The organism is Caballeronia sp. LZ032, assembly GCF_031451315.1.
Classification (GTDB): Bacteria; Pseudomonadota; Gammaproteobacteria; order Burkholderiales; family Burkholderiaceae; genus Caballeronia.
The window spans coordinates 714,082-734,218 of record NZ_JARUXP010000002.1; the positions used below are offsets into that span (position 1 = coordinate 714,082).

Consider the following 20,137-nt stretch of genomic DNA (forward strand, 5'->3'; position numbering starts at 1 on the left):
TCAAGGGCGGGGTTGCCCATTCTCATTTCGGCAGGATGCTCTTCGCCCAGTCGACGACCTTGTTGCGCGCCTTGTCGAGTTCGTTGCCGCCTTCGGCCTTGGCCTGCTGAGTCGGCGTCTTCGCAGCGGCGAGACAGGCCGCCTTCATCTCGGGATGCTTCAGGCTGCATGTCTGCGCCAGCTCGTTCGCATGCTGGATGTTGCCGTGCTCGCGATACCACGTAATGACGGAAGGCCACGCGGGCGGCGCCCTGTCGAAGTTATCGAATTGCTGCAGCAGGAAGGACTCGCCGGCGCGCGGATCCTTCGCCGTCACGTGTTGCGCCAGGCTCGCCTGGATCAACCACGACGGGTCGCGCGAATTCTGGTTGCGCCGCAGTGCCTGCGTCTGCGCATCGGCCGAACCGCTGTGCGAAAGCGCCATCAGGTTCGTCAACAGGTACAGAGGATAGGCGTCGTTCGACGTGACGCCCGATGCCGCACGCTGCGCCTGATCCAGCGCCTGACCATACTGGCCCGCTGCCTGGAGGTTCACGACCTCGGTCGTCGCCGCATAGTGGGCGAGGATCGTCGGCGTCGTGCCGCGCTTGCGCGCCGCCTCCCATGGCTCCTTGCGCGGTTCTGGACGCTTGCCGCTCATCGCGGCTCGGACCAGCTTCGTCAGGCTTTCCTCGCGCGCGGCGGGATCGCCGTGATCGTCGTGAAGGCTGTCCATCTGTTCGTCGATCTGATTCTCGATCATCTGCTGCAGATCGAACACGTTTTGGGTGAGGCCAACTTCTGCGTCCGTGCGCATCGAGGTATAGGACGAGACGGCTTCACTCAGGGCCGACAGGCTGCCCAGCTGATTCAGCCGCGCCGCATTCGAGCCGGCGACCGACACCGGCACGAGCGGCTGGGCGTGGGCTGAGGCTGCGGCTTCCTTGCCCGCTTTGGCGCGCGCCACCTGCGCTTGCTGGTCCCGCAGCTTCTGGCGCCGCTCCTTCGCTTGCTGGTCGTAGGTGATCACGCGCTCGAAGAACGCCTTGAAACCGTCGATATACGAGTAATTGCAGCGCAGGCTGATGGTCGCGCCGAAGCGGTCTGCCTGCTCCTCGACGCTGCGCTGCCACGCGGGAAACATCACGCGCGTACCCAGGGTATCGATCACGCCGACGTTGTCGATGCCGGTCCACGTGTTGGCTGCCGGCGGCTTGTTGGCGACGGACCAGGCGAGCGAGACGACCTCGACGGAACGCTGGCCTGCGCTGCGCACGTCGAAGATCGCGTGATGGTTCAGATAGATATGCCCGAACTCGTGCGAGAGGATCGCAAAGATCTCGTCTTCGGTTTCGGCGGACTGCAACCATCCGACCGAGACGAAGATGTGCCCCGCCGCGTCCGAATTGGCGTTCAGCGCCGTGTCCGCGATGATGTGCACGGACCCCGGATAGCCCGGCGTACCGGCGGTTTTCCTGATGGTGGCGAGCAGGCCGTTGAGATAGCTTTCCATGTCGGGCATGGGCACGAGACCATAGCCGTCTGCGCGCGCCCGATTGAGTTCCACCTTCGGGTCGGGCCAGTCGCGCTGCGGCGGCGGGGGCAGCACGCCGACGCTATCCATGCCGCCCGCATTCCGATTGGTCCCAGTGAGATTGCCGAGATCGATCGGCAGCTTCGCGTCCGCGCACGCGCCCAGCAGCAGGCTGGAACAGGCAAGGCAGAAACCGCGCCGGTTCAGCGCGCTCATCTTCGGGGCGCTCATCATTCGCACCGGTTGGTGGCGGCGCCGAGCTGCCCGGCTGCATGGACCGATGCGCCAGCATTGCATTGCGCATGATTGGTGCGTTTCATCTTGACCTCCATGCCGTCGACCCAGTAGCGCTTGCCACGCACGTTCACCGGATAGAAGCCGTTGCTCTCGCTGCCCTCCACCCGCAGCGGCAAGCTGTCGGGCGGTGCGGTGACGGTGCTGTCCTTCGATTCCGGCGTTTCGTAGAGCTTGACTGGCGCGCCGGCTTTCATTGGCTCGACGATGGCACCCGAATCGGCGGCGGAGGAGGGGAGCGGCATCAGTGTGGCCATCGTGAGTAAGGTGCTGCAGGCCAGCACGGCGCGTCTTGTTCCGGAAGCACGTGTGTTCATGAATCTCACTCCCTGACGTCCAGGATCCAGTTGACGAAATCACTGCCCCAATCGAACCACTCGACCGTCATCGCGCACGCAACGAGATGCGAAACGGCGAGAAACGGAACATGCATCCATGTCTGTCCCCACACCAGCAGCTTGATCGCACAGTAGACGAGCAACAGGCCACTGATGACGAAGAGAAGGCACTTGAAAGTGGCGTCCAACGCTTTTCTTCGCCACCACAGTCCGCCGAGGGGCTTCGGCCTGCCTCCGGGGCGGGGCTGTCTCCACTGCCGATAAGCGTTCCGCGCGACTTCCTTCAAGCCGCGCACCAGCGCCACAGGCGCCAGTCCGATGACACACAGCGCCGCGAAGGCAGGCCAATGCTCGTTGAATGGTGATTGCGGCGGCTCCCAATACTCCTGATAGTGATTGCCCTTTGAGGTGAGCAGGTTGTCCAGCGCCATGGCATGCAGGAACACGCCGGGAATGCGGTCATGCAGCGGCGACACTACGATGTCGTTCGAATATCTGAGCGACGTGCCGATCATGACCACCTTGTCGTCGAAGGCCGCTTTCAGTTCGCCCGATGTCATGTCGCGAAGCTGGCTTGCATGAATGGTGCGATGGAACACGCAGAGCGGCCGGCTCAGGCTGCGCATGATGGAGCGTGCCTCGGCGCGCTTCAGCAGAACGTTGTCGTTTTCATCCGACGTGCAATACATGGGGTCGTTGCTGTGTTCGCCGTCGGCGCTCCACCACGCGTCTTTACGATCCTCTTCGTCGTCTTCCTCCACCTTCCAGCGCAGGCCGTACTCCGCGGTGTCGAGGCCCCACGTCAGCATCATCGTCGGCGAAACGTACCTGTAGGGCGTGGGCCTGGCCAGGCCATAGGCGTCTTCGTAGATGGACAGCGCCGCGCTGCGCCGCTCGGGCGGAAGCGCCGCATCCGAGGCACGGGCCTGCGTGGAGGCGTGCCTGATATCCGCATGGTCCCGTGGCGGGGCGACGCCGTGCTCGTCGAGGAAGAGCCGGTACGTCCACGCGATGCGATCCACTTCACTCGGCGCATATTCGATCGCGACTTCGGTCGCGCCGGGATAAGCGTCGAGGTCTTCGTTGATGTGAAGGTCCTTGTGCTCTTGCAGGCGCGCGGCCAGGAAGACCACGGGCCGCCCGCTGCCGGATTGCCCGTGCGCCTTGCGACGCGCCTGACTGGCTGCGTCGATGGCGTCGAGCGCTGTCTCGAACGCCAGCAGACGCGCCTTGTCCTGTTCGTGTTCGAAGACGATGTCGAAGAACACGGCCTTGGGATGCCAGGATCTTCGCGGAGGGGCATTCGCGGGCGTATCGACGTATTCGAGAAGCTTCACGTAGTAGTCGAACGTGGCCGGCCACGACTGGTGTTCGACCTCAAGCGACGGCTCGTCGATCAACAGTATCGTGATGTCGTCGCGTTGCGCGACCGGATAGTGATAGCCCTCGATGGGCGCCGCCAGCTTCGCGATCTTCTGTGCCCCGAGTTCTTCCGTGAAGCGGCTTGGCAGAATGAGCGCAGCCAGACATCCGATCGCGAGCGTCGCACACAGGCGAACGAAGAACATGACGACCGGAGGCGGCCCGCGATGACCTCGATGTTCTTTTTGATCGTGCGCCGCCATCGCTCAACCTTTAGCGTTACGAAACGCGACAGGTTGAGTTTAGGAAATCGAAACTATGATGAGAAAGGATTTTTCAAGTCGCGTTCGATGTTTTCGCAAGTCGACGAGTATTGCTTACCGATGAAAATCGATAGCTTTGCGCTGATGATTACGGGTTGTCAGCTTGGAGATGCGCGGCCGAAGCCGCGCCTATCGACTTGCATGAGAATTCACCGCCGAGGTGCGTTGCCCCTGCCTAGCGCGGATTGATCTGCTTGACGATATCGGCGGCGATGGCGCGCGCCTGCTTGTCGGACGTCGGCGCAAAGATGCCCTGCCACGCGGACGACGAGGTGTTGTAGTTGCGTTCGCCGAACACGCGACCGCTTTGCAGGTCGCGGAAGGTGACGCGGGCCTGCATGAATGCGTTACCCGTCATGATGCCCAGCGTGTAGCGCGCACCGGGCGCGACGAAGTGGAAGTCTTCGACGTAGACATCGACCACCGTGCCCGCGCCCTGACGCGCCATGCGCTTGACGGTTTCGTCGAAGAAGGTCGAACTGGCGTCCTTGGACGCGCCTTCCAAGGCTTCGCGCCATTCCGTCTGGACACGCGGCCAGTCGGATGCGGACGTGGCAACCGACGATCCGTTCATGCGCAACACGATGGTATGCGCGGACGCTGCCGGCACCACGACGCCCGGTTGCGTGGTCTTCGCGGTCGGCACTGCGGTGTCCTGGGTTTGCAGCGTGGCGGCACATCCGCTTATAAGAATGGCAATGCCGGCGAGAGTCAGGGAAGACAGATGACGTGTGCGCATGTTCGACTGGTTGGATGGAGGTGCGTCACAATATAAAAAATAAGCGCCTTGAAAGGCGCGCCGGTATGTCAGTAACTGACCGTCAATGGTTCCGGATGCTCGCGGGTCAACACGATCTTGCTGCCCATGGGCCATCCCGTGCGTTGCGACGGAGTGGACAGCGGCGTGCAGGCTTCGGTCTGCGTGCTCCGTTGCGATGCGATGCTGAACGACTGCGAAGCCGTGTTGCTCGCGACATAGGCGGTGACGGTCGCGCCTTCGCGCACCACCAGGGCGGGCGTCGGACCTTCGGAAGGGATCACGACGGGGTCGCCGCTGCAATCAGCGGATGTGTAGTAAAGCAGCGAGTCAACAGTGTGGTAAAGGAACAGCGATGCCGATGAAGGCGCCTTGATATCGCTGGGATCGTCGGTCGTCGTCTTGCGCTGCAAGGGGACGACGAAGCGCGTGTTGCCCCGCGTGATCAGCGGCCCATAGTTGTACTGGAAGTGCGAAAGTGTGCCGACGAGGTGGCCGGATGCATCGAGCACATTGGGCGGCATATCCGGTGTAGCCGGTGTATCCGGTGTATTCGGCGCAACGGTCTCTGCCGATATCTGCGCGTGAGCGAGGCTCGCGGCGAGCACGGTGAACATCGCGATAAACGCCTTGTTCATGGTCAGTCTCCTCGAAGCATGAATCACGGTGATCCGGCTCAGTAACGAACCGTCAGCGGCTCGGGATAGTGCTGCGTGAGCGAGAAGGATGTCTGCGGCGTCCAGTACGAAGGCACCGAGCGGGTGGCCGTCACGCACGCGCCGTCATACGAGATATAAGAGTTCGCGGTGAGCGGACTGTCATAACCCGGACCCGCGATATACGCGGTCACGTCCGCGCCGGTTCGCACGAGGTCAACGGGGCGCGGCGACGATCCCATCATGATGAGCGGCGCACCGCTGCAATTCGCAGACGGAAAAGCGGCGGCGGTGTCATCGGCCCATTCGAACTGCGACTCCGAGTACTGGGTGGCGGAGATCTTCTTGTGACGCAGCGGCATGAACACGGGCGTGCGTCCGAATCTCATATAGACGCCTTGCGTGCGTTCATAGCTTTCGACCGGGCCAACCGGCTTGCCTTGCGCATCGAATACTTTCAGTACTTTTGTCTGTCCGGGCGGGTTCAAGGCAGGCGTTGCGACTTGCGCATGCGCGGCCGTCGCGCTTGCAAGCAGCAGGGCGGGCAAGGTAATGCTGCGCATCAGTGGCTCCTCGATGTCGTTATGCGGGAGTGACTCAGTAGTCGATCGTCAGCGGCTCAGGATAGCGCTGCGACACGTCGAAGCTCGACTCCGGCCTGACGCTCTGCATGGTCGATTTCTGTACGACGCAGGAGGTGCCGTTCAGGATGGAAGCAGCGGGGATGGGCGTGGTGTTCGTATCGCTGCCGACATAGACCACGACATCGTCGCCCTGACGGACGGCGACCGACGAGCGTGGCCAGTTCGAGTCGTAGTTGATCACGGGCTGTCCGCTGCAATCCGTGCTTTCGAAGTAGGCCGTGTTGAGCGTCGACCAGGCGAAAGCATTCGCCGGCGCGCCGGTGGCGGTGCCGCTGCCGGCCGCATCCAACGGGCGGCCGATGCGCACGAAGGTCGTGGCGCCGTTGATCGCGATATAGACGCCGTCCGCTCCGTTGTACGAAGCCAGCAGTCCGATAGCCTTGTGATGGGCGTCATAGACCTTGAGAGCCGGCTTCTGCGCGCCTTGCGCCAGCGTGGCAGGCGCGCTGGATTCGTCGGCATGGGCGGCCGTGATGGCAAGCATCAGAGTGGTGGCAACGCTGACCCAACGCATGAGCTGTCTCCTCGAGTCGTCGGGGCCGCGCTTGCGTGCCTTTGCATGCCTTCGACGTGTCCTGGTTATCGCTTCTGTTTATCGCCAGCGCCGAGGATAGAGAAAGCCTTTCGAAATTTCAATTGAACATTTAATACTGTGGAATATCTTCCGAAGCAGATTTCACGACGTGGGAGGGTGGGTAACATCGGCATGCTTTGCGCATACATCTCGAAGTCTGAGGGCGAGTCGAAGCATCTTTCTGACCCTCGACTCGTCATGTTGAAAGTGGCATTGAAGCTAGTGCTTTCAGTCACGTGCCAGCATCAGGTCCAGGTTCTGAACCGCAGCGCCTGATGCGCCTTTGCCGAGATTGTCGAACACGGCGGACAACAGCACTTGCCCGTGTTCCGCATTGAACAGCACGCTCAATTGCATGTCGTTCGTACCGTTCAGTGCTTGAGGGTCCAGATGCGTTTGCGCTGCGGCTTCATCGGCCGGCAGGACGTGTACGTGCGCTGCGTCCTCGTAATGACGCGTGAGGCATTCGTGCAGCGTGGCGCCGTCCACACCGGGTGCGAGCAGTCGCAATTCGAGCGGCACGGTCAAGACAATGCCCTGGCGATAGGAACCATAGGCTGGGATAAAAAGCGGCCGCTGCGCGAGCCCCGCGTGCTGCTGGATTTCCGGCGTGTGCTTGTGCGCGAGTCCCAGGCCATAGAGCTGGAACGAGGGCGCGTTGACGGCACCCCGGCCCTCGTGTTCCTCGACGCCCGCGCGACCGCGTCCGGAATAGCCGGACACCGCATGGATGCTGACCGGATAGCTGTCCGGAATGAGCCCGGCCTGCAACAAGGGCCGCAGCAAGCCGATAGCACCGGTCGGATAGCAGCCGGGATTGCTGACGCGATGCGCCTCAGCGATACGCGCGGCCTGGCCCGGCGCCATTTCCGGAAAGCCGTAGGTCCAGCCCGCCTGTGTGCGATGGGCCGAACTGGCATCGATGACCCTCACCGCAGGATTGACGATCGCTTCCACCGCATCGCGCGCGGCGGCATCGGGCAGACAGAGAATGGCGATGTCGCAGGCATTGATCGCTTCCGCGCGACGTCGCGCATCCTTGCGTTCCGTGGCGGGAAGCGTGGACAGCGTGATATCGGTCCGGTTACGCAACCGTTCGTGGATTTGCAGTCCGGTGGTGCCCTGGTCACCATCGATGAAGACAATGGGTGCGCTCATATGCGGAAGACTCGGAGTCAAGGTGAGGGGTTGAACGAGCGCTCATGTTCACCGAATCGCTAGAATAGGAAAAGTTGAATTTCATGACCTAATCATTCATTTTTCCTGAATCAGGATGCCGCCATGCGAGAGATCAGTCTGGACCGCTTGCGCACATTGGTTGCGATCAGCGAGCGCGGTTCGTTCGCCGATGCAGCGCGCGCCCTGAACCTGGCGCCTCCCACCGTCAGCCTCCATATCGCCGAACTCGAAGACCGCGTCGGCGCGCCGCTTCTGTCACGCAAGCGTGGACAGGTCAGGCCGTCGGCGATAGGAGAAGTGCTGACGGAGCGTGCGCGCCGGTTGCTGGCCGATGCCGAGCAGGCGCTGGACGATATCCAGCGCCAGGTGCAGGGGCTCGAAGGGCGCGTGCGGCTCGGGGCATCCACGGGCGTGATTGCGTACTTGCTGCCGCAAGCACTCGAGACATTGCGTCAGCATCATCCCGCCATCGATATCCAGCTTGCCGTGCTGACGTCGCATGAGACGTTGTCCCGGCTGGCGGACGGAACGCTGGATGTGGGGCTCGTCGCTTTGCCTCAGCCGCCGGTGGCGGGACTCGTCATCAAGCCCTGGCGCCGCGATCCGGTGATGGCCTTCGTGCCGGCGCACTGGCCGTGCCCCGCGCGTGTCACGCCGGCCTGGCTGGCCGCTCAGCCCTTGATCCTCAATGACACGACCACGCGCCTCTCGCGCCTGACGGCGGAATGGTTCGCGGCGGCGGGCCATCATCCTGCGCCGCGCATTCAACTGAATTACAACGATGCAATCAAGAGTCTGGTGGCGGCGGGCTATGGCGCGGCGCTGCTGCCCCATGAGGCTGCGACGCCGTTGCCGGAGAAGCGCATCGTCATGCGGCCGCTGCGGCCGGCAATGTGGCGCCGGCTCGGCGTGGCGCACCGTGCGGGGCACGTCGAGCGCGCCACTCAGCACGTGCTGGATGTCGTGTGGGATCTACGGTCGGTATGAGGGCGCACGACGGCGGTAATTTCTGGCTAATTCTCGCTGCGTAAGCTTGGCTTACTGCACTCATCGGCGAAAAGAAGGAAAAAATCATGCGACGTGAAGGCGTGACCTACGAACTGCATCACATCGGCATTCCCACCGGCGAACACCGGCCCGGCGAGCGCTACGCGGCCAGCATCGACATGTACACGTCGGACGATCTCACCGGCCCGCTGCCGATTCAATGGCACCGCTTCGGCCCAGACTGCACGCTGGCCGAGCCCATGCGCAGTCAGCCGCACATTGCGTACAAGGTGGACAACCTCGAGGCGGCGATCGAAGGGCATGTGGTCATTCTTGGGCCCTACGAACCGATCGACGATTTCCGCGTCGCCGTCATCGACAACGGCGGAATGCCGATTGAATTGATTCAGACGAGCCTGAGCAATGCAGAGATCTGGAGCCGCGCCGGCAATGGCGCGAAGTCCCCGCTTTATCGTTGATCCCGAGACTTGCGCGCAAGCGGCGAGCGAAGATCAGTTATGCCAGTTCGTCACGGTTCCGTTCTTGAACCAGAACCAGAGCGTATTGCCATAGCCTTCTTTCGTGTGGACGTCGGCAACTGTGGTGGCCTGATTCACGGTCGACATGCCCGGGATCATTCCCGAGGCCATCGAAAGCAGGTTATTCCCTGAGCGGTTCTTGGAGTAAATCCATGTATCCGAGTTATTCGCGCTGGTCTGCTTGCTCTCGGGTTCTCCATACAGCGAATAGATATCCTGCTGGGTCGATTTACCGATCACGACATGCTGCTTGATCCAGACCGGATCGAATTTCTCGTTGCCCACTCCCATTGCGCCACCCGTGGAGCAGGCAGCCAGAGAGAAAAGCAGGGCGATCAGAAAGATTTTTTTCATGTTAGCGGCGCTGAAGATAGACTCGGGACAATCGCAACGATCACAACGATCACAACGATCGCAACCATCGCGTTACGTTCTCGGATGGCATTCGCCGTCCGTGTACGTTGCCTTGTCCAGAGGAGTCAGCCCCGGAATCACGAAAGCCGTGCAGGTGAACTTGCGGCCGCGCGCCGTGGTGGCGTCGTAGCTGATCTTGCTGCCGCCAATAGCATTTTTCTTCACGTATTGCACATTGGTGACCGTGATCTCGTCAGAGGACGCAAGACCCAACGTCTTTGCTGTAGTGGTCTGCATCTCCGTCATGTTCAGCTGTGTGCCCCCGCAGGCTGAAAGAACAAGACACATTGCAGAAGCAGTCGCGCCATAAAACATAACTCTCTTGAACATGTTTAACTTCCTTTTCTTGGTAAGTGCTTACAGAGTGTTACGTAATATAAACAGGTCTTTCATGCGCTGCAAGCTTTTAGCGTGGTAAATCGCACCCTGCTCAAGGAGGGTTGAAAAAATGCTGTCATATCTTGAAGCGAATGGACGCGCGATCAAACGATCCACGCGGGTGCGCGGGGCAGCGTGGCGCTCTGCGCGATATCGTGATTGATCCAGATGCGGGCGCCTTCCTTCGCAGCGATTTCCTCGATTCTTCTCATCGACTCGAGCGAGGCGTGTAGCGCGGCATTGAATTGCGGAACCCTGCGATGCTTCAGGTTGCAACAGCTATGCGCGACGTCGCCGCTCAGGATGACCGGACCGGTCTGCGGAAGACGTATCAGCAAGGAGCCATGGCCCGGCGTGTGTCCGGGCGTATGAAGCAGGCGGATGGCGCCGTCGTCGAACACATCGCAATCGCCTTCCACGATCTCGATGTCGTTCTGGCGCATCGTATCGTATAGCTCCGGAAGATAACCCCATGCTTCGGGATGCGGTCCGAACATGGCATCGTGTTCCGCGCGCTGGACGATCCATCGGGCATTCCTGAACAGCTTCGCATTGCCCACGTGATCATAGTGCGCATGCGAGAACAGAATGATGTCGACGTCGTCGGGAGAGACGCCTATCGCGTCGAACTGCGAGGCGATTGTCCGGGTCACGATGCCGCGGATGCCATGCGCCATGATCACGCCGCCGGGCTCGGCGTAGATGCGGTCCGGCGTGCCCGTATCCCACATCAGCCACTTGTTCCTGTGGCGGATGAGGTAGGCATTGCAACTCAGCGTCATGGGCACGTCGACATTCACGCCCGGCGAATAGATCGAGCCGTCTTCGACGCGCGCTATCCCGCCATCCAGAATGCAGATCTTCTCGACGGTGGCGTGCTCATGCATGGCGATGCTTCCGGTATGGAGTTGGACCGCTCGCTCACGAGACCCTTGCCCGGCTGCGTCGAAACTGCCCGACCGAGAGCCATACCGCCGAGATGAGGAAGTACGCCGCTCCCACGCCCGCATAGCCGGCGATTCTCGCAATGGCCGCAAGAAGGGGTGTGGGCGCGAGCGTGAGGAACAAGCACCCGGCGACTGCGGATTGCGCGCCGCTCAGGATCATCGCCCATTGCGCACCCGATTGCTTCCAGCGACGCAGCGCTGTACCCAGTTGCAGCAGACCGGACAGGATGGCCCAGACGCCGAAGACGCCGAGCACCCAGGCCGGATCGGTCTTCAATGCAATGATCACGGCGGCGGTGGTGGCCGCGCTGATCGCTACGTTGATGGCCTGCGTGCGGTTATCCGTCTTGCCGCCGCTGCGCGAAAGGTCGAGATAGTTGGCGAGTGCATCCCACGCGGGATAGAGGACCAGCAGGATGGCCGCGCCGACGGTGGAATGCATGCCGACCGCGAAGGCCAGTGCCACCCATATGATCGAAACCGCCGCGCGAGTGAAGTAATAGTGTTTGAGCCATTGCTCAGCCGCGGCTTGCAGTCCCTGTGTGACTCGATGCTCTGCCATGTGAAACTCCCTTGAAGATGATGATCGAGAGATTCTCAGTTATGGCGTCGCGCGGACATCGGTCAAATGACCGAGGCGGCCTGAAACCGTTGTCGCGTATAGTGGGGCCTTTCCGATGCCCCTCTCTTCGCTGACATCCATGACCCCTCCGGAAGCCAGCCGTCTCCCCTTGCTCGTGTTCGATTGCGTGAAGGCGCTCGCCTTCATCGGCGACCTGAGCATGGGACAGCCCACCGACCATTCGCCCCGCACGGCATGGCTCGCCGCGCGTCTCGCCGATGCGGCCGGACTGTCTGCGGCGGATCGCGACGCGGTTCGTGAAGCAGCCTTGCTGCGCTGGTCGGGCTGTACGGCGAACGCGGCAGGCTTCGCGCAGGTTTTCGGTGACGACGTGGCGTTTCGCCAGGCCATGCTCGAAGAGCATCCGGACTGGGCGGAGCCGCTCGAAGCGCTCGGTGACGCGGGCGCGGCGCTGACGCCGCTCGCCGTGATTCACTGCGAGGTCGCGGGCGAAGTGGCGCGCATGCTCGGATTGAGTGCATCCACGGAGACCGCGTTGCGCCATGTCTTCGAGACGTGGGATGGCCGCGGCCTGCCTGCGCATCTCGCGGGCGACGCCGTGCCCGCAGCGGTCTTCATCGTCGCGCTGGCCGGCGATCTCGAGATCTATAGCCGCGTGTTCGGCGTGGAAGGCGCGCTGGCCCGACTGGCGCAGCGTTCGGACATGCGCTATCCCGCCGATCTCGTGAAGCACGCGACCACGCATGCTCGGCCATGGCTGAAGCAACTGAACGAATTGTCATCCGCCGAGGTCGATGCCGCGCTGCTGACCCGGCACATGCAGCACAGCACGTCGCCGGCCTTGGTCGCGGATGTCATCGATCTGAAACTGCCGTGGATGACCGGCTTCTCGCGCACGGTTGCGGCGACTGCGGCAGCGGCGTGTGTGCGCCTTACGCCGGACACGGAGGTGCATGCGCGCGTGTATCACGCCGGATTGATCCATGGCATTGGCCGGGCATCGGTGCCCAATGCCGTATGGAATCAGCGCGAGCGCCTCACTGAAAGCGCCTGGGAGAAGGTGCGTCTGGTGCCGTACTGGACGTCGCGTGCGGGACGCCTGGCGGGCGCGATCGGCGAAGCGGCCGAGCTGGCATCGTATGCCTATGAGAGGCTCGATGGCTCCGGCTATTTTCGCGGCGTGCGCGACCGGGCGATCAGCATGGAAGCACGCGTTCTGGCGGCGTCGGTGGCCTGGGTTGCACTGCGCTTGCCGCGTCCCTGGCGTCCCGCGTTATCGTCCGACGAGGCCGCGCGGCAGTTGCTCGAAGACGTGGCCGGCGGCCGTCTGGATGGCGAAGCAGTCGATGCGCTCCTCGCCGATGCCGACAGCCCCATCAGACGGCCCGTCAACGAAGCGCACACGCGCGTGCTGCTCTCGGTACGGGAGATCGAAGTCCTGCGATCCATCTCGCGCGGCGCGAGCAACAAGGAAGCCGCGCGCGAGCTCGCGTTGAGTCCGAGCACGGTGCGAACGCATATCGAGAATATCTTTCGCAAGCTCGAATGTTCGACCCGTGCGGCCGCGACGCTGAAGGCATCGGCGATGGGCTGGCTTTGACGCCGGTTCAAGCTCGGAGCGTCTGCTTGAACAAGTCGAACAGCGCGTGCCAGCCTCGCTCAGCCGCGTTCGGGTCATACACGGGAAAGTCTGGGACCATCCAGCCGTGCAAGGCGCCAGGGTAGGTTTCGGCGCGGTAGTGGACGCCTGCATGGATCAACGACTCTTCGAGACGGGCAGCCATCGCCGGTGGGTAGCTGTCGTCGTTGTCGGCACTCGCGATATACACCTGCGCGTCCAGACTGCCTGCGAGCAAATGCGGGCTCGTTGGCGCGTCGGTTGCCAGATTGCCGCCGTGAAAGCTGGCGACCGCCGCGAAGCGCTCGGGGAACGTGGCCGCCGCAGCGATAGCCATGCCGCCGCCCATGCAGAAACCCACTGCGCCCAGCTTGCCGTGCGCAATGTCCTTGCGCGTGTCGAGCCAGGCCAGGAAGCCGCCGGTATCGCTGGAGGCCTTGTCGATTCCTGTCGTCGCCATGAGCGGGCCGAGGATGGCCTTCACGTCGCCCTTGAAAACTTCCTTGGGCACAAGCGGCTCATAAGGACCAAACCGATAGTAAAGGTCCGGCAGCAAGACGACATGGCCCGCGTCCGCGAGCTTCGTGGCCATGTCCAGCATGGCCGGCCGGATGCCGCCGGCATCGCCGTAGAAGATCGCGGCAGGCCAGGGTCCGACGCCGTCCGGCGACATGACATACGCGGGGCACATTCCGTCAGCGGTCGGGATGATGACTTGTTCCGTGGGCAAGCTGTTTCTCCTGCGATGAACGAGCCGTCACGACTCGTCGGGTATCGGGTATTTCCACGACGACTTGACTTCACGCAGCGCGACGCTCGACTGAATTGAGGCAATGCCCGCCTGCTTGCGCAACACACGCTCGATGAAGTCGCCGTATGCGTCGAGATCGGGTGTCACCACCTGAAGAATGTAGTCCGCGTCGCCGGTGATCTTGTGGCAGGACAGCACTTCCGGCCGGCCGCGCATGACGGCCTCGAAGTTATCGGCGGTCTTGTCGGAATGGATATTGATGCGGATATGCACGAAGGCCAGCAGGTCCAGGCCAATGGCGCGTCGATTGAGGTTGGCCTGATAGCCTGTGATCACCCCCTGGTCTTCGAGGTGCTTGCGTCGCCGCCAGCATGGCGTGACGCTCAAGGAAAGCTGTTCGCCAAGCGCGGCATTGGAAAGCGTGCCGTCATTCTGAAGGAGGCGCAGCATGGACCGGTCGACCGGATCCATGACAGGTCTTGAACGGTTTGTGCTCATTGGGCCCGATCCGTAGACAAACGTTCTAATAGTGTAGGCTTTCTCGCATCCAAAAGCAAAATGAGTGCGTCCACGCGTGACTAGACTTAAGGCAGTCTCAGCACGGCAGTTCACCATGCTTACCATCTACAGCAGCCATCACAGTCTTCATCAAGGTGTCGAACTGAAGGACGGCGCGATCTCCGAGTCCTTCGAAAAACCGGTTCGTGCAGAAGCGATACTTCGTCAGGTCAAGGCGGCGGAACTGGGCGAGGTCATCAGCCCGACCCACTATGAGCGTCATCACTATGTCGGCGCGCATAGCGAAAGGTATGTTGAATTTCTGGCTCATGCGTGGGACGAGTGGACCGCCACGGGCCGCACCTGTCAGGCCTTGCCGCTGGTATGGCCCGTTCGGGGGCTGCCTGCCACGGCCATGCCGCAATTCATCGACGGCAAGCTCGGCCTGTTTTCGATGGACGCCGGATCGCCCATCAACGCAGGGACATGGGACGCCGTGTCCGCCAGCGCAAACTCGGCGCTGACGGGCGCCGAAGTCTTGTCCAAAGGCACGAATGCCGCATTCGCATTGTGCAGGCCACCGGGTCATCACGCGGGGCGCGAGTACATGGGCGGTTACTGCTATCTGAACAATGCGGCGCTTGCGGCACAGCGCTGCGTTCAACTGGGCGCGCGGCGCGTGGCCATCCTGGACATCGACTTCCATCACGGCAACGGCACGCAGGACATCTTCTATGAACGCAAGGACGTGCTGTTCGTCTCCATCCACGGAGACCCCGGCGTGTCGTTCCCGTATTTCTCGGGCCATGCCGATGAACGTGGCGCGGGTGAGGGCGTGGGAAGCAACCTCAATCTCCCGCTGCCGCGCGCGACGACATTCGATCTCTACGAACCCGCGCTGCTGCAAGCCGGCGTCGCGATTGCACAGCATGGCGCCGATGCCTTGATCGTCTCGCTGGGCGTCGATACGTTCGAAAGCGACGCCATAGGCCATTTCCGTCTGAGCACGCCTGACTTCACGCGCATCGGCCGAAGGATCGCGACGTTCGGGCTGCCGACGCTCTTCGTCATGGAAGGCGGCTACATGGTCGACGAGATCGGGGTCAATGCCGTGAACGTACTGCTGGGCTTCGAAGGACGCGCGTGAAGCTGTTTGCTTCCCGCAAGCGCATGGCAAAAGGTGAGCATATGAACCGGCTTGTGTATCTCTCTTCCGACTGTCTGTCAGACCTCGACGGCTTTCGTGTCGAAACCAGCATGCAGGGCGTGCGCGCCGACATCGTGCTCGACCGGCCGCCGTTCAACGTCATGTCCCTCTCGCAGCACGTACAGATTCGTGCCGTCATCGAAGCGCTGGATCGTGATCCGGTCGTTCAGATCATCGTGCTGCGAAGTTCGCGGGAACACTTCTCCAATGGCATGGACGCGTTCGGCCTGAGCCATGCCGCCATGCAGAACGCATCGAAACTGGTTTTTGCATTGAGCGCGCCTTCGCGCTGCAGCAAGCCGGTGATTGCAGCAAACCGGGGTCATTGCTTCGGCAGCGCTTTCGAGTTGTCGCTGGCGTGCGACTTCCGGGTAGCCACGGAGTCCACGGTCTATGCCTTGCCGGCGCTGCACGATGGCCATCTGCCAGGATATGAGAGCATGCGGCGGCTGCATCGGCTGATAGGGACGGGCAGGACCAAGGACCTGGTCATGCGCTCACGCTTCCTGGATGGCGTGAAGGCCTACAACTGGGGCATCGCGAACGAGTTCACGGTGGACACCGAACTCGAAAACGTCACCGATGCGCTGGTCGAAGAGTTGCTCGCCACGTCGCCGGCGAAGCCGCGCGCGATCAAGCAGTTTTTGAACGGTATCGAAGGCGTATCGTCTGGTCTGGAGTACGGGCCGGACGGCGAGCTGCAGACGATCCTTGCCTGACGAAGACCGGCTGCAGCGTTCACGAGCCTGTGCGCTCAGGCACCCCGCACCCCGTTCCCTACCGGCGACGCCTGCGCCTGCAAATAAGCGAGGCCACCGCCCGCCGACACGATGTCCATCACGAACGGCGGCAAGGTCGGCACGCGATGCACGACGCCACTCGCCGTCTGCCGGATGACTCCATTTCGATAGTCGATCTCCAACGTTTCGCCATCGGCGATGGCATCGTATTCAGCCGCGGAAATCTCGAGGAAGGGCACGCCCATGTAGACCGAGATGCGATATGGCGCACGCGTCAGCCGCATCGCCAGCAATCCCAGGCCAATCTCTTTCATGGCAAGAAACGGATGGCTGTGCTGACTGCCGTGAGCAAAGCGCTTCCCGGCCATCAGCATGTCGCCGGGCCGGGCTTCTTCGGCGATCTCGGGGCGCACCTCATGCAGCAGGTGTTTGCGCAGCACGCGCGGGTCGTAGTTGAAGACATGATTCGCGGAGATGAGCGCGTCGCTCGACACATCGTCGGGCAGTTTCCAGACTCGGCCTGTCGTCGTCAGCGGGGCGGTCATGCAACGGTCTCCTGCAGGAAGGCGCGCGGATCGGCTACCCGGCCCGCAAGCGCCGAAGCGGCGACCGTCAGCGCGCTCGCCAGATAGATATGCGCGTCGGGGCTGCCCATGCGGCCAGGGTCGTTGCGCGTGCTGGTGCTGATGCGCACCTCGCCCGCCGCGAGTTGCGCAAGGCCGCCGAAGCAGGGTCCGCACGTCGATGGCGCGATCTGCGCGCCGGCCGACATCAGCACGCCCAGCACGCCTTCGGCCATTGCCTGTTCATGCACGCGCCGCGTGGCGGGAATGACCAGCAGCTTCACGTTGTCGTGGACTTTTCGTCCCTTCAATACGTCAGCCGCCGCGCGCAGTTCAGCGAGACTCCCGGATGCACATGAACCGATATACGCGTGCTGAATCTCGATACCGCCCAGTTCCGCCGCGGTGCGCACGTGCGTGGGGGAGGGCGGAATGCTGACGAGCGGTTCGAGCGTGCCGGCATCGATGTCGATCGTGCGCAGGCAGGGCGCGTCATCATCGCCGCGAAGGAGCGCGGGTGCTTGCATGCCCGCTTCGCGCAAATAATCGAGCGTGCGTGCATCCGCGGGTACCACGCCCGCATCGGCGCCCATATCGACACTCAGGCCGGAAATCGTACAGCGCTCCGGCACGGAAAGCCGTTCGATGGCCGTCCCGCTGTATTCGATGACGCTCTCGTTCGCCTCGTCCGCGTCGATGAGCCGCATCGCATGCAGCACGACATCACGCGCCGTGACGCCCGCAGGCAGCACGCCGTGCACGCGCACGCGGATCGTCCGGGGCACCTTGAGCCAGATGCGACCGGTCGCCATGATCATGGTCACTTCGATGCCGAAAGGAATCGCCAGCGCGCCGACGCCGCCGAGTCCCGGCGTATGCGTATCGGCGCCCGCGACGAACATGCCGGGCGCCACCAGCCCGCGTTCGATGGTCAGCGGATGCGTAATGCCTTCGCTGTCGAAGAGATGGCCGACCTGCATCTTCACGGCGAGTTGCCGCGTGAGACGGTTGCGATCGGCGGCGGCCACGCTGTGCGCCGGCGTCTCGTGGTCGATGGCAACGACGAGGCGCTCAGGATGCGCAAGCGTGTCGATGCCAATATCCGCGAGCCGCTTCACATACGCGGGATACGACACCTCGGGCATCGTCGTCAGATCGGGCGTTGCCCAGATCACTTCGCCCGGTTCGACGTGCGCGCGCCCGCTTGCACGCGCCAGAATTTTTTGTACCAGCGTTGCGGCCATGGATCACGCTCCCTTCACGACCTGGCGCTCGAACGCCGCATAGTGCGACGCGCCGAGCATCTCGGTGATCTGCGCGAGCGGCGCCATGTCCGGCACCATCGCAGCGGTGCTGCCTTCCTCTTTCAGGCGTTCCAGCAGCGTACGCTGCCAGCCGACGATGCCTTGAATGAGCGTGATCGGATAGAGCGACATGCCCAGTCCGGTCTGCGCCAGTTCGCGCTGCGGTTGCAACGGCCGGATGGTTTCAGCGACCGTGTGGATGACCGGGATGTTCACCGCCTCGGCCACTGCGCGGCACTCGTCCAGCGACGACAGCGACGGAACCATCACCGCATCGACGCCGAGCTCGGCCATGGCTTTCAGACGGCGGATCGCCTCGCTGACGCCGTGCAGCGCCACCGCATCCGTGCGTCCGATGACGAGGAAGTCCGGCGAACGGCGCGCGAGCAACGCGGCATGCAGCCGGCCGGCCATCTCGGCATCGTCGACGAGCGCCTTGCCTGACATCGCGCCGCAACGCTTCGGCGACATCTGGTCTTCGAGGTGCATCGCCGCCACGCCCGCGCGTTCGAGTGCGCGCACGGTTTCCGCGATGTTGGACACATCGCCGTAGCCGGTGTCCGCATCGGCGATCACCGGCAGATTCACCGCCGCGACGATCTGCGCAGCCTGCGCGATCATCTCCGACCCGCTGATGAGGCCGATGTCCGGCTTGCCGCGGCTCGCCGCCACGCAATAGCCCGACATGTACACGGCCTCGAAGCCCGCGGCTTCGATGAGCATCGCGCCGAGGGCGTCGTGCGTGCCCGGCACCGCCACCGCCTCGCGTCTCGCGAGCATGGCGCGCACGCGCGCCCCCTTGCTTGCATCCTGCGACAAAGAAGAACTCATATGACTGGCCTCACGACTTCGGCAGCGTCGCCACTGCCTGTTTGACCGCTTGCGAGTCGAACTGGTTGGCGGCGGGAATGAACTGGTTGGTGTACACATCCTTCGGATCGAGCGGCCCCGCGAGCTGCTTGTTCGCCTTCAGGAAATCGACCATGGCGGCGGCCGATGCGGAAGGCGTCTCGCCCATCTTTTCGCCCGCGTCCGTCTTCAGGTAGTTCATGCGCATGTTGACGAGCGCCAGTGCCTGTTTCATCGCGGCCGCGTCCGAAAGACCCGTAGGCTTGCTGGCGGGAAACTCTTCCCAGTGCGCACGGATGGCGCCTTGCGGATCGGCCATCGTGATCTGCGTGCCCTGCACGACGCAGCGCAGCAGCTTTTCGATCACGTCAGGATGCGACCTGGTGTAGTCATCGCGCACGAAATAGGCGCTGCCGAACGTGAGCTTCTCGGCGGAAGGCGACTTGAACACACGCAGCTTGAGGCCCACGTCTTCCGCCAGCGCAATCTGCGAATCCCAGGTTCCCCAGATATCGACCTTGCCGCTGCGCAGCGCCGTAATGGCTTGCGCGCCGGTGCCGGTCTCGACGAAGGTCACGTCCTTGTCCGGGTCGAGACCCGCCTCGGCGATCTGTCCTTTGATGATGTTGACGAGCACCGCGCCATAGGAAATCACGCCGATGGTCTTGCCCTTGAAGTCCTTGATGCTCTTGATCGGACTCGAATCCAGCACGACCGGAAACTGGAAGTTGTGGCGGATGTTCAGATAGACCGCCTTGATCGGCGCGCCCTTGGAGCGCGCGACGATCGCCGCGCCGGGCGCCATGTTGACGAACTGCGCCTGACCCGAGAGCACTGCCTGCATGCCGGCGGTCGAGTTGATCGGCTGGATGGTCACGTCGAGGCCCTGCTTCTGCCAGCACTTGGTGTAGAGCGGGATGGACGTGTTGTTGGCCTGCGATGCATCGATGACCGTGGTGCCCACCGCCATCGTGATCTTCTGCATGTCCTGCGCGAGAGCGATGCCTGGCGCCGCGACGAGCGGGAGTGAAGCGGCGAGGGCGCACAGCGTCAGGCGGGCGCGGGTCGAACGGGTCATGATGCGTGTCTCCTTGCTTTTTATGAATGGGGCCGTGGTGT

Annotated in this window: 24 protein-coding genes; 6 read left to right on the top strand and 18 right to left on the bottom strand. The window is 62.8% G+C overall.

Features of this window, described 5'->3' with window-relative positions; all coding sequences use genetic code 11:
* Nucleotides 1-22 precede the first annotated feature (22 nt).
* From QCE69_RS18765 to QCE69_RS18775, 3 genes are read right to left on the bottom strand one after another with little or no spacing between them, the layout of a single operon-like run.
* Nucleotides 23-1,744 carry a M48 family metalloprotease gene (locus QCE69_RS18765; RefSeq protein ID WP_309932220.1) on the bottom strand — a complete coding sequence of 574 codons (1,722 nt, stop codon included), beginning with the start codon at nt 1,742-1,744 and terminating at the stop codon, nt 23-25.
* Complete coding sequence (locus tag QCE69_RS18770) at nt 1,744-2,124, bottom strand: hypothetical protein (protein WP_309932221.1); 381 nt, start codon at nt 2,122-2,124, stop codon at nt 1,744-1,746. The genes QCE69_RS18765 and QCE69_RS18770 overlap by 1 nt, the downstream gene beginning before the upstream one ends.
* 5 nt (nt 2,125-2,129) lie before the next feature.
* Entirely contained in the window at nt 2,130-3,713 is a 1,584-nt protein-coding gene (locus QCE69_RS18775) for a CHASE2 domain-containing protein (RefSeq protein WP_309932222.1), read from the bottom strand.
* 21 nt (nt 3,714-3,734) lie between these two features.
* On the opposite strand from QCE69_RS18775, the gene QCE69_RS18780 reads away from it, so the two are divergent.
* Nucleotides 3,735-4,019: a hypothetical protein gene (locus QCE69_RS18780; protein WP_309932223.1), complete on the top strand. Its 285-nt coding sequence runs from the start codon at nt 3,735-3,737 to the stop codon at nt 4,017-4,019.
* Here QCE69_RS18780 and QCE69_RS18785 read toward each other — a convergent pair.
* The 5 genes from QCE69_RS18785 to argC all read right to left on the bottom strand — a co-directional run bounded on the left by QCE69_RS18785 (nt 4,006) and on the right by argC (nt 7,619).
* Nucleotides 4,006-4,569, bottom strand: a complete 564-nt coding sequence (locus QCE69_RS18785; RefSeq protein ID WP_309932225.1) for a hypothetical protein — start codon at nt 4,567-4,569, stop codon at nt 4,006-4,008. The two genes, QCE69_RS18780 and QCE69_RS18785, sit on opposite strands and share 14 nt — an antisense overlap.
* A 68-nt stretch (nt 4,570-4,637) precedes the next feature.
* Nucleotides 4,638-5,225, bottom strand: a complete 588-nt coding sequence (locus QCE69_RS18790; RefSeq protein WP_309932226.1) for a hypothetical protein — start codon at nt 5,223-5,225, stop codon at nt 4,638-4,640.
* A gap of 38 nt (nt 5,226-5,263) precedes the next feature.
* The gene (locus QCE69_RS18795; RefSeq protein ID WP_309932227.1) at nt 5,264-5,806 is read right to left on the bottom strand and encodes a hypothetical protein; all 543 of its coding nucleotides are present in this window, start codon (nt 5,804-5,806) and stop codon (nt 5,264-5,266) included.
* Between the two features lie 34 nt (nt 5,807-5,840).
* Nucleotides 5,841-6,401, bottom strand: a complete 561-nt coding sequence (locus QCE69_RS18800; protein ID WP_309932228.1) for a hypothetical protein — start codon at nt 6,399-6,401, stop codon at nt 5,841-5,843.
* A gap of 288 nt (nt 6,402-6,689) precedes the next feature.
* A complete protein-coding gene (argC, locus tag QCE69_RS18805; protein WP_309921485.1) occupies nt 6,690-7,619 on the bottom strand; it encodes an N-acetyl-gamma-glutamyl-phosphate reductase in 930 nt (309 codons plus the stop codon).
* Nucleotides 7,620-7,742: 123 nt separating this feature from the next.
* Between argC and QCE69_RS18810 the strand changes: the two genes are divergently transcribed.
* Together QCE69_RS18810 and QCE69_RS18815 are read left to right on the top strand one after the other, a co-directional pair.
* Complete coding sequence (locus QCE69_RS18810) at nt 7,743-8,627, top strand: LysR family transcriptional regulator (RefSeq protein ID WP_309932230.1); 885 nt, start codon at nt 7,743-7,745, stop codon at nt 8,625-8,627.
* A 101-nt stretch (nt 8,628-8,728) separates the two neighbouring features.
* Nucleotides 8,729-9,106 (top strand): hypothetical protein, encoded by a 378-nt coding sequence (locus QCE69_RS18815; RefSeq protein WP_309932231.1) that lies wholly within the window; start codon nt 8,729-8,731, stop codon nt 9,104-9,106.
* A 33-nt stretch (nt 9,107-9,139) separates the two neighbouring features.
* On the opposite strand, the gene QCE69_RS18820 is transcribed toward QCE69_RS18815, so the two are convergent.
* The 4 genes from QCE69_RS18820 to QCE69_RS18835 all read right to left on the bottom strand — a co-directional run bounded on the left by QCE69_RS18820 (nt 9,140) and on the right by QCE69_RS18835 (nt 11,467).
* Nucleotides 9,140-9,520: a hypothetical protein gene (locus tag QCE69_RS18820; RefSeq protein WP_309813942.1), complete on the bottom strand. Its 381-nt coding sequence runs from the start codon at nt 9,518-9,520 to the stop codon at nt 9,140-9,142.
* A gap of 72 nt (nt 9,521-9,592) precedes the next feature.
* Nucleotides 9,593-9,910, bottom strand: a complete 318-nt coding sequence (locus tag QCE69_RS18825; protein ID WP_309921494.1) for a hypothetical protein — start codon at nt 9,908-9,910, stop codon at nt 9,593-9,595.
* Between the two features lie 152 nt (nt 9,911-10,062).
* Nucleotides 10,063-10,845 (bottom strand): N-acyl homoserine lactonase family protein, encoded by a 783-nt coding sequence (locus tag QCE69_RS18830; protein WP_309932232.1) that lies wholly within the window; start codon nt 10,843-10,845, stop codon nt 10,063-10,065.
* 34 nt (nt 10,846-10,879) lie between these two features.
* Nucleotides 10,880-11,467, bottom strand: coding sequence for a DUF308 domain-containing protein (locus QCE69_RS18835; RefSeq protein ID WP_309921501.1), 588 nt, complete (start codon nt 11,465-11,467; stop codon nt 10,880-10,882).
* A 139-nt stretch (nt 11,468-11,606) separates the two neighbouring features.
* On the opposite strand from QCE69_RS18835, the gene QCE69_RS18840 reads away from it, so the two are divergent.
* On the top strand, nt 11,607-13,088 hold the full coding sequence (locus QCE69_RS18840; RefSeq protein WP_309932234.1) for an HD domain-containing phosphohydrolase: 1,482 nt from the start codon (nt 11,607-11,609) through the stop codon (nt 13,086-13,088).
* Between the two features lie 7 nt (nt 13,089-13,095).
* Here QCE69_RS18840 and QCE69_RS18845 read toward each other — a convergent pair whose 3' ends face one another.
* Nucleotides 13,096-13,836, bottom strand: a complete 741-nt coding sequence (locus tag QCE69_RS18845) for a dienelactone hydrolase family protein (RefSeq protein ID WP_309932235.1) — start codon at nt 13,834-13,836, stop codon at nt 13,096-13,098.
* 27 nt (nt 13,837-13,863) lie between these two features.
* Complete coding sequence (locus tag QCE69_RS18850; protein ID WP_309932236.1) at nt 13,864-14,355, bottom strand: Lrp/AsnC family transcriptional regulator; 492 nt, start codon at nt 14,353-14,355, stop codon at nt 13,864-13,866.
* Between the two features lie 115 nt (nt 14,356-14,470).
* Between QCE69_RS18850 and QCE69_RS18855 the strand changes: the two genes are divergently transcribed.
* Entirely contained in the window at nt 14,471-15,502 is a 1,032-nt protein-coding gene (locus QCE69_RS18855) for a histone deacetylase family protein (protein ID WP_309932237.1), read from the top strand.
* Nucleotides 15,503-15,543: 41 nt separating this feature from the next.
* Nucleotides 15,544-16,281, top strand: coding sequence for an enoyl-CoA hydratase/isomerase family protein (locus tag QCE69_RS18860; protein ID WP_309932238.1), 738 nt, complete (start codon nt 15,544-15,546; stop codon nt 16,279-16,281).
* A gap of 35 nt (nt 16,282-16,316) precedes the next feature.
* Here QCE69_RS18860 and QCE69_RS18865 read toward each other — a convergent pair whose 3' ends face one another.
* From QCE69_RS18865 to QCE69_RS18880, 4 genes are read right to left on the bottom strand one after another with little or no spacing between them, the layout of a single operon-like run.
* Nucleotides 16,317-16,847, bottom strand: coding sequence for a 3-isopropylmalate dehydratase (locus tag QCE69_RS18865; RefSeq protein WP_309932239.1), 531 nt, complete (start codon nt 16,845-16,847; stop codon nt 16,317-16,319).
* Nucleotides 16,844-18,109, bottom strand: coding sequence for an aconitase/3-isopropylmalate dehydratase large subunit family protein (locus QCE69_RS18870; protein WP_309932241.1), 1,266 nt, complete (start codon nt 18,107-18,109; stop codon nt 16,844-16,846). The genes QCE69_RS18865 and QCE69_RS18870 overlap by 4 nt, the downstream gene beginning before the upstream one ends.
* A gap of 3 nt (nt 18,110-18,112) precedes the next feature.
* The gene (locus tag QCE69_RS18875) at nt 18,113-19,000 is read right to left on the bottom strand and encodes an isocitrate lyase/phosphoenolpyruvate mutase family protein (protein WP_309932243.1); all 888 of its coding nucleotides are present in this window, start codon (nt 18,998-19,000) and stop codon (nt 18,113-18,115) included.
* 10 nt (nt 19,001-19,010) lie between these two features.
* A complete protein-coding gene (locus tag QCE69_RS18880; protein ID WP_309932244.1) occupies nt 19,011-20,096 on the bottom strand; it encodes an ABC transporter substrate-binding protein in 1,086 nt (361 codons plus the stop codon).
* Nucleotides 20,097-20,137: the final 41 nt, after the last annotated feature.

Excerpts from the sequence above, each read along its gene's own strand:
- QCE69_RS18765 (WP_309932220.1), bottom strand. The coding sequence starts at position 1,744 with ATGAGCGCCCCGAAGATGAGCGCGCTGAACCGGCGCGGTTTCTGCCTT.
- QCE69_RS18770 (WP_309932221.1), bottom strand. The coding sequence starts at position 2,124 with ATGAACACACGTGCTTCCGGAACAAGACGCGCCGTGCTGGCCTGCAGC.
- QCE69_RS18775 (WP_309932222.1), bottom strand. The coding sequence starts at position 3,713 with ATGTTCTTCGTTCGCCTGTGTGCGACGCTCGCGATCGGATGTCTGGCT.
- QCE69_RS18780 (WP_309932223.1), top strand. The coding sequence starts at position 3,735 with ATGACCTCGATGTTCTTTTTGATCGTGCGCCGCCATCGCTCAACCTTT.
- QCE69_RS18785 (WP_309932225.1), bottom strand. The coding sequence starts at position 4,569 with ATGCGCACACGTCATCTGTCTTCCCTGACTCTCGCCGGCATTGCCATT.
- QCE69_RS18790 (WP_309932226.1), bottom strand. The coding sequence starts at position 5,225 with ATGAACAAGGCGTTTATCGCGATGTTCACCGTGCTCGCCGCGAGCCTC.
- QCE69_RS18795 (WP_309932227.1), bottom strand. The coding sequence starts at position 5,806 with ATGCGCAGCATTACCTTGCCCGCCCTGCTGCTTGCAAGCGCGACGGCC.
- QCE69_RS18800 (WP_309932228.1), bottom strand. The coding sequence starts at position 6,401 with ATGCGTTGGGTCAGCGTTGCCACCACTCTGATGCTTGCCATCACGGCC.
- argC (WP_309921485.1), bottom strand. The coding sequence starts at position 7,619 with ATGAGCGCACCCATTGTCTTCATCGATGGTGACCAGGGCACCACCGGA.
- QCE69_RS18810 (WP_309932230.1), top strand. The coding sequence starts at position 7,743 with ATGCGAGAGATCAGTCTGGACCGCTTGCGCACATTGGTTGCGATCAGC.
- QCE69_RS18820 (WP_309813942.1), bottom strand. The coding sequence starts at position 9,520 with ATGAAAAAAATCTTTCTGATCGCCCTGCTTTTCTCTCTGGCTGCCTGC.
- QCE69_RS18825 (WP_309921494.1), bottom strand. The coding sequence starts at position 9,910 with ATGTTCAAGAGAGTTATGTTTTATGGCGCGACTGCTTCTGCAATGTGT.
- QCE69_RS18830 (WP_309932232.1), bottom strand. The coding sequence starts at position 10,845 with ATGCATGAGCACGCCACCGTCGAGAAGATCTGCATTCTGGATGGCGGG.
- QCE69_RS18835 (WP_309921501.1), bottom strand. The coding sequence starts at position 11,467 with ATGGCAGAGCATCGAGTCACACAGGGACTGCAAGCCGCGGCTGAGCAA.
- QCE69_RS18840 (WP_309932234.1), top strand. The coding sequence starts at position 11,607 with ATGACCCCTCCGGAAGCCAGCCGTCTCCCCTTGCTCGTGTTCGATTGC.
- QCE69_RS18850 (WP_309932236.1), bottom strand. The coding sequence starts at position 14,355 with ATGAGCACAAACCGTTCAAGACCTGTCATGGATCCGGTCGACCGGTCC.
- QCE69_RS18855 (WP_309932237.1), top strand. The coding sequence starts at position 14,471 with ATGCTTACCATCTACAGCAGCCATCACAGTCTTCATCAAGGTGTCGAA.
- QCE69_RS18860 (WP_309932238.1), top strand. The coding sequence starts at position 15,544 with ATGAACCGGCTTGTGTATCTCTCTTCCGACTGTCTGTCAGACCTCGAC.
- QCE69_RS18865 (WP_309932239.1), bottom strand. The coding sequence starts at position 16,847 with ATGACCGCCCCGCTGACGACGACAGGCCGAGTCTGGAAACTGCCCGAC.
- QCE69_RS18870 (WP_309932241.1), bottom strand. The coding sequence starts at position 18,109 with ATGGCCGCAACGCTGGTACAAAAAATTCTGGCGCGTGCAAGCGGGCGC.
- QCE69_RS18875 (WP_309932243.1), bottom strand. The coding sequence starts at position 19,000 with ATGAGTTCTTCTTTGTCGCAGGATGCAAGCAAGGGGGCGCGCGTGCGC.
- QCE69_RS18880 (WP_309932244.1), bottom strand. The coding sequence starts at position 20,096 with ATGACCCGTTCGACCCGCGCCCGCCTGACGCTGTGCGCCCTCGCCGCT.